We start from the raw sequence: 14,125 nt of genomic DNA on the forward strand, positions 1-14,125 counted from the left end.
ATGGCGCGATGCTTGCTGCATCGTCATCACGAGTATAGGGAGGCGAAACCTTCCGCAACCTTTCGCGGGTCGGCGGTTCGTTTAGGGGTTTTCCAGCAACGGGGGCGGAATGGGGGCGACCGGCGCCGAAGCGGGTCGACAGGGGACCGCGGGGCGTCTAGCGCCAGCCGAGCAACACCCGCCCCGTCGCATCGAGCCCCATGTCGAACAGGTGCGACACGAACGGCACCAGGTTCGGCACCATCAGTTGCACGAGCAACAGCCCGACGAGCATCGTCACCGGAAAGCCGACCTGGAATACGCCGATCTGCGGCGCCGCGCGGTTCAGGATGCCGAGCGCGAGGTTCGCGATCAGCAGCGCCGCGACCACCGGCAGCGCGAGCAGCAGCCCCATCTCGAACACGACCGCGCCGAAGGTGGCGAGCGTGCGCCAGCCCGGCGCGTGCAGCAGGTCGCCCGACACCGGCAGCGACTGGAACGACGCGGCGAGCGCCGCGAACATCTGCAGGTGGCCGTCCACCGCGAGGAACGCGAGCATCGCGACCGCGTTCAGGAAACGGCCCATCACGGGTGTCGCGCCGCTCGTGTGCGGATCGAAGAAGGTCGCGAAGCCGAGGCCCATCGACAGCCCGATGAAGTCGCCGGCCGCCTCGACGGCCGCGAACACGAGCTGCATCGTGAAGCCCATCGCGACGCCGATCAGGAATTGCGTGACGAGGATCCAGATGCCCGGCGCGGAGAACACGGTGACGTCCGGCATCGCGCCGAGCGTCGGCGCGACGACCAGCGCCATGAACGCGGCCAGGCCGATCTTCACGCGCACCGGCACCGCCGCGTGGCCGACGACGGGCGCCGTCGCGACGAGCGCGAGCATTCGCACGAACGGCCACAGGAACGCCGTGAGCCAGCCGTTGAGCTGCGCGTAGGTAACCGAGAACATCGTCGCGGAACGGGGCTGCCGGCGCGCGGCTCAGCCGACGCCGAGTGTCGCGACGTGCAGCAGCGTCTGCCGCAGGTAGTCGAGCATCGTCGTCAGCATCCACGGGCCGGCGATCACGAGCGTCGCGGCGACCGCGAGCAGCTTCGGGATGAACGACAACGTCGCTTCGTTGATCTGCGTCGCGGCCTGGAACAGGCTCACGACGAGGCCGACCGCGAGCGCGACCAGCAGCAGCGGGGCCGCGAGCAGCAGGCCGACCATCATCGCCTGATGCGCGAGCGTCATCACTTGTTCGGGCGTCATCGCGTGATTCCTCCGCGGCTTACGTGAAGCTCTGCGCGAGCGAGCCGATCAGCAGCTGCCAGCCGTCGACCAGCACGAACAGCATCAGCTTGAACGGCAGCGACACGGTGGACGGCGACACCATCATCATCCCCATCGACATCAGCACGCTCGCGACGACCATGTCGATGATCAGGAACGGGATGAACACCGTGAAGCCGATCTGGAAACCGGTCTTCAGCTCGCTCGTGACGAACGCGGGCACCAGCAGCGACAGCGGCACGTCGTCGGGGCCCTGCATCGGCGCGGCCTTCGAGATCTTCGCGAACAGCGCGAGGTCGGTCTCGCGGGTCTGCTTCAGCATGAAGGTCTTGAACGGCGCGACGCCGCGCTGCACGGCCTGCTCCATCGGCATCGAGCCGTCGGAGAACGGCTTGTAGCCGTCGTTGTACGCGCGGTCGAGCACCGGCGACATCACGAAGAAGGTGAGGAACATCGCGAGGCCGACGAGCACCTGGTTCGGCGGCGTCGTCGCGGTGCCGAGCGCCTGGCGCAGCAGCGACAGCACGATGATGATGCGCGTGAAGCTCGTCATCATCAGCAGCATCGCCGGCAGGAACGACAGCATCGTGAGCAGCAGCATCGTCTGCACGCTCAGCGAATAGGTGGTGCCGCCGTGCGGCCCCGGGCTCGCGTTGAACGCGGGCAGGCCGTTCGCCTGCGCATACGCGAGCGCAGGGGCGAGACAGAGGATCAGCACGGGCGCGACGCGCGCCGCGCGACGCAGGAATGCGTGTTTCATCGGAATGCGGAGACTGGAAGAGGGCGCGGCGCCATGTCAGCGGTCCTTGCCACGCCCGAGGCGTTTCGCGGCTTCGCCGGCGAGCGCGTCGCGAAACCGCGAGCCGAACGTGCCGGGCAGGCCGGCGTCGGGCGCGTCGGCCGGCGCCGACCCCGCGGTCGCGGTGGTGGCCATCGAACCGGCCGGCAGCGTATGCAGCAATCGCACGTTGCCCGGCGCGACGCCGAGCACGAGCCAGGTATCGCCGATCTCGACGATCGTCGCGCTTTCCTTCGCGCCGAGCCCGACGCTCGACACGACCTTGAGCGGGCCGCCGCGCCGCGCGGGCTGGAAGCCGAAGCGGCGTGCGAGCCACGCGCACGCGAACACGAGGCCGATCACGACCGCGAGCCCGACGAGCGTCTGCAGCACCGCGCCGATGCCGAGCGACGGCGCGGCCGAACCGACCGTCACGCTCGACGCGATCGAACCGGGGTGGTTCACCGCGTTCATGTCCGCGGCGCCGGCCGGCGCGCACACGAGCGACGCGACGACGGCAAGCACCGTCGCCGCCATCGCGCGGCACACACGCTGGCCGGGCTTGACGACGTTCATCGATTCAGCTTCCGGATACGTTCCGCCGGCGTGATGATGTCGGTGAGGCGAATGCCGAACTTGTCGTTGACCACCACGACTTCGCCTTGCGCGATCAGGCAGCCGTTCACGAGCACGTCCATCGGCTCGCCGGCCATGCCGTCGAGCTCGACGACCGACCCCTGCGCGAGCTGCAGCAGGTTGCGGATCGCGATCTTCGTGCGGCCGAGCTCCACGGTCATCTTGACCGGGATGTCGAGGATCATCTCGATGTCATTGTGCGTCGAGCTCGCCGCGGCCTTCGACAGCGGCTGGAACACGCCGGCGCCCGTCGCCCCGGCCGCCACCGGCTGCTGGTTCTGCTCGGCGAGCGCGGCCGCCCAGTCGTCCATGCCCGGATCCTCGTCGGCCGCGGCCGGCGCCTGCGCGTCGGCGGCCGACGCCGCGAGCGCTGCATCGGCCATCGCCTGCATGTCGTCGTCGGGCGTCTGGTTCAGCTCACTCATATCCACCTTCCTTCATCGAATCGCTCGCGCCGATCATCTTCTGCACGCGCAACGCATATTGACCATTGAAAATTCCGTAGCCGCATTCCATCACCGGCACGCCGTCGACCTTCGCGGTGATCGTGTCCTCGATCTCGAGCGGCAGCACGTCGCCCGCGCGCAGGTTCAGGATCTTCTCGAACGTCGACGAGATCTCGGCGAGATTCGCGGTCAGCTCGACCTCGGCGGCCTGCACCTGCTGCGACAGCACGCGCACCCAGCGGCGGTCGACTTCGAGCGCCTCGCCCTGGATCGGCGAGCTGAGCACGTCGCGGATCGGCTCGATCATCGAGTACGGCATGCAGATGTGCAGCGTGCCGCCCGTCGGCCCGAACTCGATCGAGAACTGCGTGACGATCACGATCTCGTTCGGCGTCGCGACGTTCGCGAACTGCGTGTGCATCTCCGAGCGCACGAATTCGAACTGCAGCGGCCGCACGCTCTTCCACGCGGTCGTGTAGTGCTCGAACACGAGGTTCAGCAGCTTGCCGATGATCCGCTGCTCGGTGGCCGTGAAGTCGCGGCCCTCGACGCGCGTGTGAAAGCGCCCGTCGCCGCCGAACAGGTTGTCGACGACGAAGAACACGAGGTTCGGGTCGAACACGAACAGCGACGTGCCGCGCAGCGGTTTCACGTGCACCAGGTTCAGGTTGGTCGGGATCGGCAGGTTGCGGGTGAATTCGCTGTACTTCTGCACCTTCACCTGGCTGACGGAGATTTCCGCCGTACGCCGCATGAAGTTGAAGATGCCGATCCGCAACAGGCGCGCGAAGCGGTCGTTGATGATCTCGAGGCCGGGCATCCGGCCGCGGACGATTCGCTCCTGCGTCGCGATGTTGTAGGGGCGGACGCCCGATGTGTCGCGCTGCTCGTCGACTGCATCGGTTTCGCCCGTGACGCCCTTGAGGAGGGCATCGACCTCCTCCTGGGACATGAACTCCTGGTGACCCATACGCGCTCCTTTCGCAGCCGCGTTACTGGACGACGAACTCGGTGAACAGGACGTCGTCGACCTTCGCGCGCTGGTTGCCCGGCTGCGTCGGCTGCTCGATCAGCTCCCGCAGCTCCGTCGCGAGCGAACGTTTGCCGTCCGGCGTCGCAAGCTCCTCGGGATGCTTGTTCGACAGCGCGAGCAGGATCCGGCTGCGGATTTCCGGCATCCGCGCGGTCAGTTGCTCCTGCGCCTTCGGGTCGGTGAGTTTCAGCGACAGGCCGACGCGCAGGTAGTGCTGCGCGCCGTCGTCGGACTGCAGGTTCACGGTCAGCGGGTCGAGCGGGAAGAACACCGGCGCGGCCAGCGGCGCCGGCTCGGCGGGCGCGCTCGCGTGGCCGACGCCTGCTTTGCCCAGGAACACGTACATGCCGCCGGCGGCGGCGGCAGCCGCGCCCAGCGCGATGACGGCGATGAGCGCGATGCGCTTGAACTTGCCGGACGAAGCCGGCTTGTCGGCGGTCGGGTTTGCGGTCGTGGCCATGTGAATGCGTGCGTGATGTCTCGTAGCATGCATTGTTCGGCATCCGGGCCGAGGCCGATGGGCGGAAAAGAGGGGGGAATTGCGGCTATCTCAGCCGATTGTCGGCCGGCGCGGCTCGATGCAGGGCAGGAACGGCGGGGAAACGATCCCCGGGGAGGAGCGGAGTGCGGCCGGCGGGAACAGACCGTCAGGCGAGGAACGCGGCAGGGCGGCGAGCGGCGCCCGCCCGCGCATCCGTCGTCAGATCGGCAGCAGCGTGAGCAGCGGCGCGATCAGCACCATCGCGACGCCCGCGATCATCATCGTCAGGCTCGACACGACGCCTTCCTCGCTGCCGATCTCGCGCGCCTTCGCGGTGCCCACACCGTGGGCGGCCGCGCCGAACAGCGCGCCGCGCGCGAGCCGCGTGCGCATCGGCACGAGCGCCAGCACGAGTTCGCCGAGCAGCATCCCGCAGATGCCGGTCGCGATCACGAACAGGGCCGTGAGGTCCTTCGGCGCATGGATCTTGTCGGACACGGCGAGCGCGAACGGCGTCGACACCGAGCGCGTCATCAGCGAGCGCTGCAGCTCGGGCGACAGGTGCAGCAGCTTCGCGAGCAGCAGCGACCCGCATACGCCCGCCGCGATCCCGACCGCGACGCCGACCGACAGCGACAGCCAGTGGCGACGGATCAGGTCGCGATAGTCGTAGATCGGCACCGCGAACGCGATCGTCGCCGGGCCGAGCAGCCACATCAGCCAGCGCGTGTCGCGGAAATAGACCGAATACGGGATGCCGGTCAGCAGCACGAGCAGCACCAGCACGCCCGGCACGAACACGAGCGGCGAGAACAGCAGCGTCTTCTTGTACGCATAGAGCCGCTTCGACGCGAAATACAGCACGACGGTCAGCACGAAGCAGCCGACGGAGATCGCGGTATTCACCCGGTCGGCGGGCAGGTTCGATAGCGCGGCGAGCATGAACGGCTCCGGCTCAGTGCGCGATGGCGCTCAGGCGCGCGCGGCGGCGTTCCGCGAACACGCGCTGCGCGGCGAGCCGGCGTTCGAGCTTCGCGGCGAGATCGACCGCGACGGCCACCGCGACCATCACGAACGCGGTGCCGGCGAGCATCACCAGCGCGATGCGCCAGCCGTCCTCGCGGAACAGCCCGCCGTACTGCACGGCCGCGACGGCGGCCGGCACGAAGAACAGCAGCATGTCGGACAGCAGCCAGTTCGCGCCGTCCTTCACCCACGCCGGCGCGACGCGACCCGAGAACAGCAGCACGAGCAGCACCGCGAGGCCGATCACGCCGGACGGAATCGGCAGCCCGACCTTGCGCACGGCCCAGTCGACCGCCATCCACAGCACGCCGAGCGCGGCGGCCTGCAGCACGATCCGGCCCGTGTGCGCGAGGCTGCCCGAAGCAGCGGGGCGGGCGGCGGCAGTGGCGGTCGGCTTGTTCATGGCGGGCTCCATACAGATGTTTCTGTCAATGGAGCAAGTATAGGGTTTCCCCTAACCATAAATAAAATGACTTGTCTCTATCCTTGTCATTCCAATTCGGAATTCGCTTGCATTCAGCCGCACCAATCTGGGGAGTGATCGATGGAATTGCGCGCACTGCGGTACTTCGTCGAGGTGGTTCGTCAGCAGAGCTTCACCGCGGCGGCCGACAAGCTGTTCGTCACGCAGCCGACCATCAGCAAGATGGTGAAGGCGCTGGAAGACGAGATCGGTTCGCCGCTGCTGCTGCGCGACGGCCGGCAGATGGTGCTGACCGACGCCGGGCGGATCGTGTTCCAGCGCGGCCAGGACGTGCTGGCCGCGCAGGCGCAGCTGCAATCGGAGCTGAACGATCTCGGCACGCTCGGACGCGGCGAGCTGACGATCGGCATTCCGCCGCTCGGCGGTTCGCTGTTCACGCCGATCATCGCCGCGTACAAGCAGCGCTACCCGAACATCGAGCTGAAGCTGTTCGAGCAGGGCGCGCGGATGATCGAGGCCGCGCTGACGTCGGGCGAGCTGGAGCTCGGCGGGCTGCTGGAGCCGGTCGATCCCGGCACGTTCGAGCGGCTGCCGATGGTGCGCGCGCCGCTGTGGCTCGTCGCGCCGCGCGAGTCGCGCTGGGAGGACCACGCGGCCGTGCCGCTCGCGGATCTCGCGCGCGAATCGTTCGTGTTCTATGCGGAAAGCCTCGCGCTGCACGACGCGGTGCTCGATGCGTGCCGGCAGGCCGGCTTCACGCCGTCGATCGTGAGCCGCAGCGGCCACTGGGATTTCATGGCCGCGCTCGTGCATGCGGGCGTCGGCATCGCGCTGCTGCCCGAGCCGTATTGCCGGCGGCTCGACGCGGGGCAGTTCACGTGCCGGCCGATCGTCGAGCCGGAAATCACGTGGGCGATCGCGCTCGGCTGGCTGAAGAAGGGCTACCTGTCGCACGCGGCGCGCGCCTGGCTCGACGTCGCGCGGGCGACGCTGCCGCTCGCGCCGGCCGACGATCTCGCGTTCGGCGGCTTGCGGGCGCGGGAGTGAGGCAAGGACGAGACGTTCGGCACGCTGATTTCATTCAGTGCCGTCGAATCTGTTTCGAATCGTGTCGGCGTGCAACGCATCGAAATCCTCGGGGACCCGAATCTGCCCCTTCATGAATCCGACCCGCGATACCGGGGCAAGCGTCGGTGCCGAGGCAATCGGCACGACTTTGACCAGCGGCTTGCCGTCGTTCTCGATGACGAACGGTTCACCAGAACGAATTGCGTCATCGATCAAAAGCGACAGGTTCCTTGTCGCATCACGTAGGTCATAAGTCGGCATTTCACTGTTCCGCGAGTCCGGGTCGGCCAGCTTAGCTCTTTATCTATGTGGCGGACGCCGCATGGGCGGCGTGCCGGGAACCCGAACGCGACCGCCTCAATGCCCCATCGCCGGCCCCGCGCCCTTCTTGGGCTTCGTGATCCACACGAGCGCCGCGAGCGCGATGAACACGCCCGCCGACAGGTGGAAGAAGTCGTTGGTCGCCATCATGAAGCCCTGCTGCGTGACGAGCTGGTTGAGTTGCGCATTGGCCGTCTGCCCGACGATGCCGAGCTGCGCGAGCGCGCCCTGGTAGTCGGTCGTGTTCTGCGCGTAGACGCTCACCGATTCCGACAGCCGCGCATGATGGTAGATCGCGTCGTTCTCCCAGAACGTCGAGCTGGCCGCGGTGCCGATCGCGCCGGACAGCGTGCGCAGGAAGTTCGACAATCCCGACGCGCTCGCGAGCCGCTCGTCGGAGATGCTCGACAGCGTGATCGTCGTCATCGGCACGAAGAAGCACGCGACGCCGATGCCCTGCACGAGCCGCGGCAGGATCACGTGGTTGAACGGCACGTCGAGCGTAAACGTCGCGTTCCACAGCGACACGCCCGCGAACACGATGAACGCGAAGCTCGCGACCATCCGCAGGTCGAGCCGGTGCATGTTGCGGCCGATCAGCGGCGACAGCACCAGCGCGAGCAGCCCGACCGGCGCGGTCGCGAGGCCCGCCTTGCCGGCCGTGTAGCCCATCACCGTCTGCAGCCACAGCGGGAAGATCACGACCGAGCCGAAGAACGCCATGAAGCCGAACGAGATGATCAGCGCGCCGAGCGCGAAATTGCGGTCCTTGAACAGCGACAGGTCGACCACCGGCTCCTTCTCGGTCGCCTCCCACACGAGCATGAACGCGAGCGACACGACGGCGATCAGCGCGAGCGCGACGATGAACGACGAGTTGAACCAGTCGCGGTCCTTGCCGAGGTCGAGCATCATCTGCAGGCACGACACGCCGATCACGAGCAGCGCGAGGCCGATCGCGTCGATCCGCTGCTTCGACGTCTTCGTTTCGCGGCCGCGCAGCAGGAAGTACGCGCAGGTCGCCGAGAACACGCCGATCGGCAGGTTGATGTAGAAGATCCACGGCCACGTGTAGTTGTCGCTGATCCAGCCGCCCAGCAACGGGCCGAAGATCGGCGCGACGATCACCGTCATCGCCCATAGCCCGAGCGCGAGCCCGCGTTTCGCGGGCGGGTAGCTGCGCATCAGGATCGTCTGCGACAGCGGCACCATCGGCCCCGACACGAGGCCTTGCAGCAGCCGGAACGCGATCAGCGTCTCGAAGTTGGTCGCGAGGCCGCAGAGCGCCGACGCGATCGTGAACGCGAGCACCGACAGCGTGAAGAGGCGCACCTCGCCGACCCGGCGCGCGAGCCAGCCGGTGAGCGGCACCGCGATCGCGGACGCGACCGAGTACGACGAAATCACCCACGTGCCTTCGCTCGTCGCGACGCCGAGGCTACCCGAGATGGTCGGCACCGCGACGTTCGCGATCGACGTGTCGAGCACTTCCATGAAGGTGCCGAGCGCGAGCCCGACGGTCAGCAGCGCGAGTGCGCCGCCGGTCAGCGGTGCGGGTTCGGCGGCGGGGGAGGGGGCGGATGCCGTGGTGGCGGACATCGGAATCTCCTAGACGCGGCGCGCGCGACGCGCCGGCACAACGCACGGGCGCGCGACGCAGCGCGGCCCGGCCGGGTGGAATGAAAAAGGGAAAAAGCGGAGCGCGTGCCTCGTCATCTTCTGCCCAGACAGAGAAATAAGCGAATGCTTAACCTAGACATGAGGGCTCCGCGCACATCAGCAGTCGGGTTCGTCGGGCTTCGGGCAGCCGGTCGAGCCGGGCCCGTTGGCGATGAAACGCTGCAGCAGGCCGGTGAGCGTCGCCAGTTCGTCGGCCGAAAAGCCCTCCAGTTGCGCGTTGAGCGCGGTCGCGACCAGCGACGGCAGCGCCCGGGCGGCTTCGAGGCCGCGCTCGGTCAGCGTCAGCTCGATCATCCGGCGGTCCTGCTCGCTGCGCGCGCGTGCGACCAGCCCCTTGCGTTCGAGCCGGTCGAGCATGCGCGTCATCGAGCCGCTGTCGTACGACATCTTGCGGGACAGTTCGAACGGCGTGCGCGCGTAGCCGCGCGACAGCAGCAGGATCACGCCGATCTGCTGCGCGGTGAGGTCGAGCGGCTCGAGCGCGCGATCCATCCGCTCGACGAGCGCCTGCTTCGCCTTCGACAGGTAATAGCCGAGGCTCGTTTCCAGCGCGATGTTCTCGGGATCGTAGAGGCCGCCGGTCATACGATTGCGCGCGCAGCAATAGTGCGTTTCGGGTTAAAACGCGCCCAGTATCTTGAAAAATGATTGCTTAGTCAATATTATTTGAGTCAACCAGTTACGACGTGCATGTTGCACTGCCGGAGACTATGTTCTGACCGATTGGCCCGCGCTGCCGGGCACCCGAGGACGTTCGCGATGCTGTTCCTGAAAAATGCCGCCGGCGCGCTGCGCCGCAACCTGACCGATACCGCTCATCATGTGTTCTCCGGGCCGCACCGCGGCTGGAAGATCGCGCTGTACGTGACGATGCTGGTCGTGCCTGGCGGCTCGCTCGCGGCGCTCGGGTTCGCATGGTTCGATCATCGCCGGCAGCGCAACGCGAAGGGCGGCGCCCGCCGTACGAGCCAGCCGGCCGTGACGGAGCCGTCGACATGGCGGGCCGCCGCCGAACCCGTCCCGGTGCCCGTGCGCTGCCACTGACGCTGCACCGCTCCCGCCGCTCTCCGCACGATCCTGTCTGATCGCCGGCCGCGTCACGCGCGGCCGGTGTCGTACGCCCGTTCGCACGCCCGTTTTCCCGCAAGCCGGCCGTAATGGCCGGTAAACCGGCCGGCCGCGCCGGTAACACATTCGGGCTGTCGCCCACCGTACCCTTAGGGCTGCGCAGCTTTCCCGCCGTCAGTTACCATTTGTCCGCCAGCGGCATGACGACCGCATCGCGCGGCGCCGCTCGCCGGCCGTCACGCCCAGACAGGAAAACCACCATGCCGTACGCCCCCCTCCCGCGCGCCGTTCGCCCGCTGAGCGCCGCCGTCGCCATCGCGACGGCCGTGCTGCTCGCCGGCTGCGCCGTCGGGCCCGACTATCACCGGCCCGACACGTCGATCCCCGCCGCCTTCAAGGAAGCGCCGGCCGGCTGGAAAGTCGCGCAGCCCGCCGATCGCGCCGACCGCGGCCCGTGGTGGACGGTCTACAACGATCCGCAGCTCGATGCGCTGATCGGCAAGCTCAACGCGTCGAACCAGACCATCGCGCAATCGGCGGCCGCCTACCGGCAGGCGCGCGCGCTCGTCACCGAGGCGCGCGCCGCGTATTTCCCGACCGTCGGGCTGACCGCATCGGGCTCGCGCGCGCGGACGCCGCGCACGTCGCTGTCGTCGGGTTCGTCGTCGAATTTCGGCAGCGGGTCGACCGGGTCGATCAACAACAGCTACAGCGTCGGCCTCGACGCCAGCTGGGAACCCGACCTGTGGGGCAAGGTGAGCCGCACCGTCAGCGCGCAGCGCGCCGGCGAAGCGGCCGCCGCGGCCGATCTCGCGAACGCGCGGCTGTCGCAGCAGGCGCTGCTCGCGCAGACCTACTTCCAGTTGCGCACGTCCGATGCGCTGCAGAAGCTGCTCGACGACACCGTGCAGTCGTACCAACGGTCGCTGCAGCTCACGCAGAACCAGTACGCGCAGGGCGTCGCCGCGCGCGCGGACGTGATCCAGGCGCAGACGCAGCTGCAGAGCGCGCAGGCCGCGCAGATCGACAACGGCGTCGCCCGCGCGCAATACGAGCATGCGATCGCGACGCTGATCGGCGAGCCGGCATCGACCTTCTCGCTGCCGCCGAGCCCGCTCGCGGCCGAGCCGCCGATCACGCCGGTCGACGTGCCGTCCGCGATCCTCGAGCGCCGGCCCGACATCGCGGCGGCCGAGCGCCGCGCCGCGGCCGCGAACGAGCAGATCGGCGTCGCGATCGCCGCGTTCTTCCCGACGCTCACGCTGTCGGCCACCGGCGGCTTCCAGAGCTCGGTGTGGTCGCAGCTGTTCACGCTGCCGGCGCGCTTCTGGACGGTCGGCCCGCAGCTCGCGGCCACGCTGTTCGACGCGGGTCTGCGCGCCGCGCAGACCGATGCGGCGCGCGCGACCTACGACCAGGACGTCGCCGCCTATCGGCTCGCGGTGCTCACCGCGTTCCAGGACGTCGAGGACAACCTCGCGTCGCAGCGCATCCTCGCGCAGGAAATCGACGTGCAGCGGCAGGCCGTCGACAGCGCCGAGCACGCGCTCGCGATCGTCACGAACCAGTACAAGGCCGGCACGGTCGCGTACCTGAACGTGCTGACCGCGCAGACCACCGCGTTCACCGCGCAGCAGAAGCTCGCGACGATCGCCGGGCAGCGGATGGTGTCGTCGGTCGGGCTCGTGAAGGCGCTCGGCGGCGGCTGGAACGTATCGGAGATGGCGCGCGAGAACGGCGACATGGCGGCGCCGGCGCCCTTGCCGGCGTCCGGTGCGGCCGTGCCCGCGGCCACCGCACCGTCAGTCGCCGCGCCGCTCGCGCAGAAGTAGGAAGGAAAGCGGGCGACGCGCGCGTTCAGCGCTGCGCGTCGCCAAAGATCAGCGATACCTGGTTGTTGCCGATCGGGTGGCCGAGCAGGTTCAGCAGCCCGGCGAGGTTCGCCTGCTGCTCGGGCGCCGCGTGCGCGGTGCCGCGGAACGAACCCTGGCCGGGGCCGAAGCTGCCGTGCCCGTCGAGGAACAGCGGGCCCTGCGTCGTCGACAGGTCGAGATCGGCGCCCGCGCCCTTCGCCTGCAATACCGCACGGTACGAACCGAGCGGTTTCACGCGCGACACGCGCGAACTCATCGAATCGATCGTCACCGTCAGCTGGCCGAACGCGTTGTTGCCGATCAGCCGCCAGTCGCTCCAGCCGAGCCGCACGTCGCCCTGCAGGTCGAGCGTGTTGAACGGCGTGCCGAGCCCCGTGAGCAGCGACGCAGGCACGGCCATCGTGCCTGCCGACAGCACCGCGCCGCGCCACGTCGCATCGAGCGTGACCGCGTCGGGCATCGCTTCCGTCTGCCGCATGCGCATCTGCACGCGCCCGGTCAGCAGCGGCCAGAAGCGCGTGGTCCATTCGACCCGGCCCGGCAGCAGCGTCGCCGCGCTCTGGTCCGCGCCTGGCGCGAGCATCAGCGTGCCCGAGCCGTGCCACAGCGACCCTTCCGGATCGACGAGATTCACGTGGCCGCCGGTCGCCCGCGCGAACTGCGGCGCGATCCACGCGGCCGGCGCGAGCGCGACGAGCGTCACCGCCGTCGCCAGGCCGCCTGCCAGCACCCACGGCAACACGGCGACGAGCCGTCTCACCCACGGCCGCATCGGCCGGCCTTCGTTCGCGTCATCCACTGCCGTCATCTATTTCTGGACGGAAGGTTGCATCACGGCCGTCAGGTCCACCTGGCCGTCTTCCTTCAGCGCCGTCGCATGCGCCTCGCCGACCTGCACCTTGAACTGCCGGCGCGCATCGTCGAGCCACTGCGTCCATGCCGGGAACGACACGTTCTTCATCTGGATCTGCACGCCGTTGCCGACGATCTGCACCTGCGCGCCCTGCAGCCCGTGATCGGACAGCGACGCGGTCAGCGCATCCTTCAGCGCGAGGCCGGTCGGCGCGACACCCTGCGCGGCGGCGGCCAGCGACTTCGCCTCGTTCGCCTGCGCGGTCATCTGCGCGAGTTCGTGACGCATCGTCGGCAGCTCGCGCTGGATCCGCGCACGGCCTTCCTGCGCGGGCGACCACAGCACCGAATACGCGATCGCGACCGCTAGCACGGCGCCGCCCCAGCCGAGCAGCGTCTTCTCGCGCGGCGTGCGCTCGCCCCAGAACTGGGCCAGCGTCTGGTTCAGTTGTTCGGTTTTCATGAGCGGCTCCGGATCGTCCATTTGCCCGTGTTGCTGTCGACTTCGCCGGACAGTCCGTTACGCGCGAGGCGCTGCGTGAAATCGGGATCGACCTTGACCTCCGGCTTGAAGCCGACGTCGAGCCGCCGGTCGTGATAGTCGAGCGACGCGATGCCGTTCAGCGGCAGCGCGCCCATCGAACGCGACAAACCGCTCGACAACGCGAGGAAATCGTTCGGCGACAGCTCGCCGGCCGCGAGCCGAAGCTGGTCGAGCTGGCGCTGCATCTGCGCGGGCGGATCGAGCACGGTGGTCGTCTTCGGGAACGCGGACAAGAGCGTCTCGGTGATCTGCGCGGACAGCGCGTCGCGCTCACGCGACAGCTTCCACCAGTGCAGGTTCATCCCGATCACCGCGACGCCGAGCGTCGCCGCGGCCAGCGCGATCGGCACGCGCAGGCGCTTCACCGTCGCGCGGTCGAAGCGCCACGGCTGCGACTCGAACTCGAACTGGCACAGATCGAATGGCTCGGTCAGCGCCCGGCGCGCGAACGTGTCGAACGACAGCGGCGCGGCGCCCGGCAGCAGCGGCGCGTCGGTGCGGCCGACCGACGCGAGCCGCGGCTCCGCGCCCGGCTCGCCGAGTTCGTACAGTTCGACGTCGCCGCCGCCCGCGAGCGCGGCCAGCGTGCCGGCCGCGCGCGATGCGGGCGCCGCGAAGCCTTCGCCGAGC

At 68.8% G+C, this 14,125-nt stretch carries 18 protein-coding genes; 3 read left to right on the plus strand and 15 right to left on the minus strand.

Annotated features, from left to right (window positions below; genetic code table 11):
• Positions 1-157 precede the first annotated feature (157 nt).
• The 9 genes from fliR to MMB92_RS32200 all read right to left on the minus strand — a co-directional run bounded on the left by fliR (position 158) and on the right by MMB92_RS32200 (position 6,067).
• Entirely contained in the window at positions 158-940 is a 783-nt protein-coding gene (fliR, locus tag MMB92_RS32160; RefSeq protein WP_264840667.1) for a flagellar biosynthetic protein FliR, read from the minus strand.
• Between the two features lie 30 nt (positions 941-970).
• Entirely contained in the window at positions 971-1,243 is a 273-nt protein-coding gene (gene fliQ / locus MMB92_RS32165) for a flagellar biosynthesis protein FliQ (RefSeq protein WP_006491272.1), read from the minus strand.
• 19 nt (positions 1,244-1,262) lie between these two features.
• Entirely contained in the window at positions 1,263-2,024 is a 762-nt protein-coding gene (gene fliP, locus MMB92_RS32170) for a flagellar type III secretion system pore protein FliP (RefSeq protein WP_062884217.1), read from the minus strand.
• 36 nt (positions 2,025-2,060) lie between these two features.
• Positions 2,061-2,618, minus strand: a complete 558-nt coding sequence (gene fliO, locus MMB92_RS32175; protein ID WP_105866413.1) for a flagellar biosynthetic protein FliO — start codon at positions 2,616-2,618, stop codon at positions 2,061-2,063.
• Positions 2,615-3,103 (minus strand): flagellar motor switch protein FliN, encoded by a 489-nt coding sequence (fliN, locus tag MMB92_RS32180; RefSeq protein ID WP_006491286.1) that lies wholly within the window; start codon positions 3,101-3,103, stop codon positions 2,615-2,617. Before fliN ends, fliO begins: the two co-directional genes overlap by 4 nt.
• On the minus strand, positions 3,096-4,094 hold the full coding sequence (gene fliM, locus MMB92_RS32185; RefSeq protein WP_006477232.1) for a flagellar motor switch protein FliM: 999 nt from the start codon (positions 4,092-4,094) through the stop codon (positions 3,096-3,098). Before fliM ends, fliN begins: the two co-directional genes overlap by 8 nt.
• Positions 4,095-4,116: 22 nt before the next feature.
• On the minus strand, positions 4,117-4,617 hold the full coding sequence (gene fliL, locus MMB92_RS32190; protein WP_006491281.1) for a flagellar basal body-associated protein FliL: 501 nt from the start codon (positions 4,615-4,617) through the stop codon (positions 4,117-4,119).
• Between the two features lie 240 nt (positions 4,618-4,857).
• Positions 4,858-5,580 (minus strand): LrgB family protein, encoded by a 723-nt coding sequence (locus MMB92_RS32195; protein ID WP_006491274.1) that lies wholly within the window; start codon positions 5,578-5,580, stop codon positions 4,858-4,860.
• A 13-nt stretch (positions 5,581-5,593) separates the two neighbouring features.
• A complete protein-coding gene (locus MMB92_RS32200; RefSeq protein WP_006491291.1) occupies positions 5,594-6,067 on the minus strand; it encodes a CidA/LrgA family protein in 474 nt (157 codons plus the stop codon).
• Positions 6,068-6,208: 141 nt separating this feature from the next.
• Between MMB92_RS32200 and MMB92_RS32205 the strand changes: the two genes are divergently transcribed.
• The gene (locus tag MMB92_RS32205) at positions 6,209-7,135 is read left to right on the plus strand and encodes a LysR family transcriptional regulator (protein WP_006491270.1); all 927 of its coding nucleotides are present in this window, start codon (positions 6,209-6,211) and stop codon (positions 7,133-7,135) included.
• Between the two features lie 30 nt (positions 7,136-7,165).
• Here the strand turns inward: MMB92_RS32205 and MMB92_RS32210 are convergent, their stop codons facing one another.
• The 3 genes from MMB92_RS32210 to MMB92_RS32220 all read right to left on the minus strand — a co-directional run bounded on the left by MMB92_RS32210 (position 7,166) and on the right by MMB92_RS32220 (position 9,742).
• Complete coding sequence (locus MMB92_RS32210; protein ID WP_006495400.1) at positions 7,166-7,417, minus strand: prevent-host-death protein; 252 nt, start codon at positions 7,415-7,417, stop codon at positions 7,166-7,168.
• 96 nt (positions 7,418-7,513) lie between these two features.
• Positions 7,514-9,076, minus strand: coding sequence for a DHA2 family efflux MFS transporter permease subunit (locus MMB92_RS32215; RefSeq protein ID WP_006491289.1), 1,563 nt, complete (start codon positions 9,074-9,076; stop codon positions 7,514-7,516).
• A 177-nt stretch (positions 9,077-9,253) separates the two neighbouring features.
• The gene (locus tag MMB92_RS32220) at positions 9,254-9,742 is read right to left on the minus strand and encodes a MarR family transcriptional regulator (protein ID WP_059721135.1); all 489 of its coding nucleotides are present in this window, start codon (positions 9,740-9,742) and stop codon (positions 9,254-9,256) included.
• A 174-nt stretch (positions 9,743-9,916) separates the two neighbouring features.
• On the opposite strand from MMB92_RS32220, the gene MMB92_RS32225 reads away from it, so the two are divergent.
• Together MMB92_RS32225 and MMB92_RS32230 are read left to right on the plus strand one after the other, a co-directional pair.
• Complete coding sequence (locus tag MMB92_RS32225; protein ID WP_012492985.1) at positions 9,917-10,201, plus strand: hypothetical protein; 285 nt, start codon at positions 9,917-9,919, stop codon at positions 10,199-10,201.
• Between the two features lie 284 nt (positions 10,202-10,485).
• Positions 10,486-12,057, plus strand: coding sequence for an efflux transporter outer membrane subunit (locus MMB92_RS32230; RefSeq protein WP_277563182.1), 1,572 nt, complete (start codon positions 10,486-10,488; stop codon positions 12,055-12,057).
• A 25-nt stretch (positions 12,058-12,082) separates the two neighbouring features.
• On the opposite strand, the gene MMB92_RS32235 is transcribed toward MMB92_RS32230, so the two are convergent.
• The 3 genes from MMB92_RS32235 to gspL all read right to left on the minus strand — a co-directional run.
• Positions 12,083-12,871 carry a type II secretion system protein N gene (locus MMB92_RS32235; RefSeq protein ID WP_277563183.1) on the minus strand — a complete coding sequence of 263 codons (789 nt, stop codon included), beginning with the start codon at positions 12,869-12,871 and terminating at the stop codon, positions 12,083-12,085.
• A gap of 36 nt (positions 12,872-12,907) precedes the next feature.
• Positions 12,908-13,414, minus strand: a complete 507-nt coding sequence (locus tag MMB92_RS32240; RefSeq protein WP_006491282.1) for a type II secretion system protein M — start codon at positions 13,412-13,414, stop codon at positions 12,908-12,910.
• A partial coding sequence (gene gspL / locus MMB92_RS32245) for a type II secretion system protein GspL (RefSeq protein WP_253641140.1) occupies positions 13,411-14,125 on the minus strand: 715 nt, incomplete at its 5' end. The genes gspL and MMB92_RS32240, both read right to left, overlap by 4 nt.

The sequence above is a fragment of the Burkholderia sp. IO2 genome (genome assembly GCF_029522185.1).
Taxonomy (GTDB): Bacteria; Pseudomonadota; Gammaproteobacteria; order Burkholderiales; family Burkholderiaceae; genus Burkholderia; species Burkholderia cenocepacia.

What these genes read in the sequence shown, in the direction of transcription:
- fliQ (WP_006491272.1), bottom strand. Translation starts at nt 1,243, where the DNA reads ATGACGCCCGAACAAGTGATGACGCTCGCGCATCAGGCGATGATGGTC.
- fliR (WP_264840667.1), bottom strand. Translation starts at nt 940, where the DNA reads ATGTTCTCGGTTACCTACGCGCAGCTCAACGGCTGGCTCACGGCGTTC.
- MMB92_RS32200 (WP_006491291.1), bottom strand. Translation starts at nt 6,067, where the DNA reads ATGAACAAGCCGACCGCCACTGCCGCCGCCCGCCCCGCTGCTTCGGGC.
- fliN (WP_006491286.1), bottom strand. Translation starts at nt 3,103, where the DNA reads ATGAGTGAGCTGAACCAGACGCCCGACGACGACATGCAGGCGATGGCC.
- fliO (WP_105866413.1), bottom strand. Translation starts at nt 2,618, where the DNA reads ATGAACGTCGTCAAGCCCGGCCAGCGTGTGTGCCGCGCGATGGCGGCG.
- MMB92_RS32215 (WP_006491289.1), bottom strand. Translation starts at nt 9,076, where the DNA reads ATGTCCGCCACCACGGCATCCGCCCCCTCCCCCGCCGCCGAACCCGCA.
- fliP (WP_062884217.1), bottom strand. Translation starts at nt 2,024, where the DNA reads ATGAAACACGCATTCCTGCGTCGCGCGGCGCGCGTCGCGCCCGTGCTG.
- MMB92_RS32225 (WP_012492985.1), top strand. Translation starts at nt 9,917, where the DNA reads ATGCTGTTCCTGAAAAATGCCGCCGGCGCGCTGCGCCGCAACCTGACC.
- MMB92_RS32235 (WP_277563183.1), bottom strand. Translation starts at nt 12,871, where the DNA reads ATGCGGCCGTGGGTGAGACGGCTCGTCGCCGTGTTGCCGTGGGTGCTG.
- MMB92_RS32205 (WP_006491270.1), top strand. Translation starts at nt 6,209, where the DNA reads ATGGAATTGCGCGCACTGCGGTACTTCGTCGAGGTGGTTCGTCAGCAG.
- MMB92_RS32230 (WP_277563182.1), top strand. Translation starts at nt 10,486, where the DNA reads ATGCCGTACGCCCCCCTCCCGCGCGCCGTTCGCCCGCTGAGCGCCGCC.
- MMB92_RS32195 (WP_006491274.1), bottom strand. Translation starts at nt 5,580, where the DNA reads ATGCTCGCCGCGCTATCGAACCTGCCCGCCGACCGGGTGAATACCGCG.
- fliM (WP_006477232.1), bottom strand. Translation starts at nt 4,094, where the DNA reads ATGGGTCACCAGGAGTTCATGTCCCAGGAGGAGGTCGATGCCCTCCTC.
- MMB92_RS32210 (WP_006495400.1), bottom strand. Translation starts at nt 7,417, where the DNA reads ATGCCGACTTATGACCTACGTGATGCGACAAGGAACCTGTCGCTTTTG.
- fliL (WP_006491281.1), bottom strand. Translation starts at nt 4,617, where the DNA reads ATGGCCACGACCGCAAACCCGACCGCCGACAAGCCGGCTTCGTCCGGC.
- MMB92_RS32240 (WP_006491282.1), bottom strand. Translation starts at nt 13,414, where the DNA reads ATGAAAACCGAACAACTGAACCAGACGCTGGCCCAGTTCTGGGGCGAG.
- MMB92_RS32220 (WP_059721135.1), bottom strand. Translation starts at nt 9,742, where the DNA reads ATGACCGGCGGCCTCTACGATCCCGAGAACATCGCGCTGGAAACGAGC.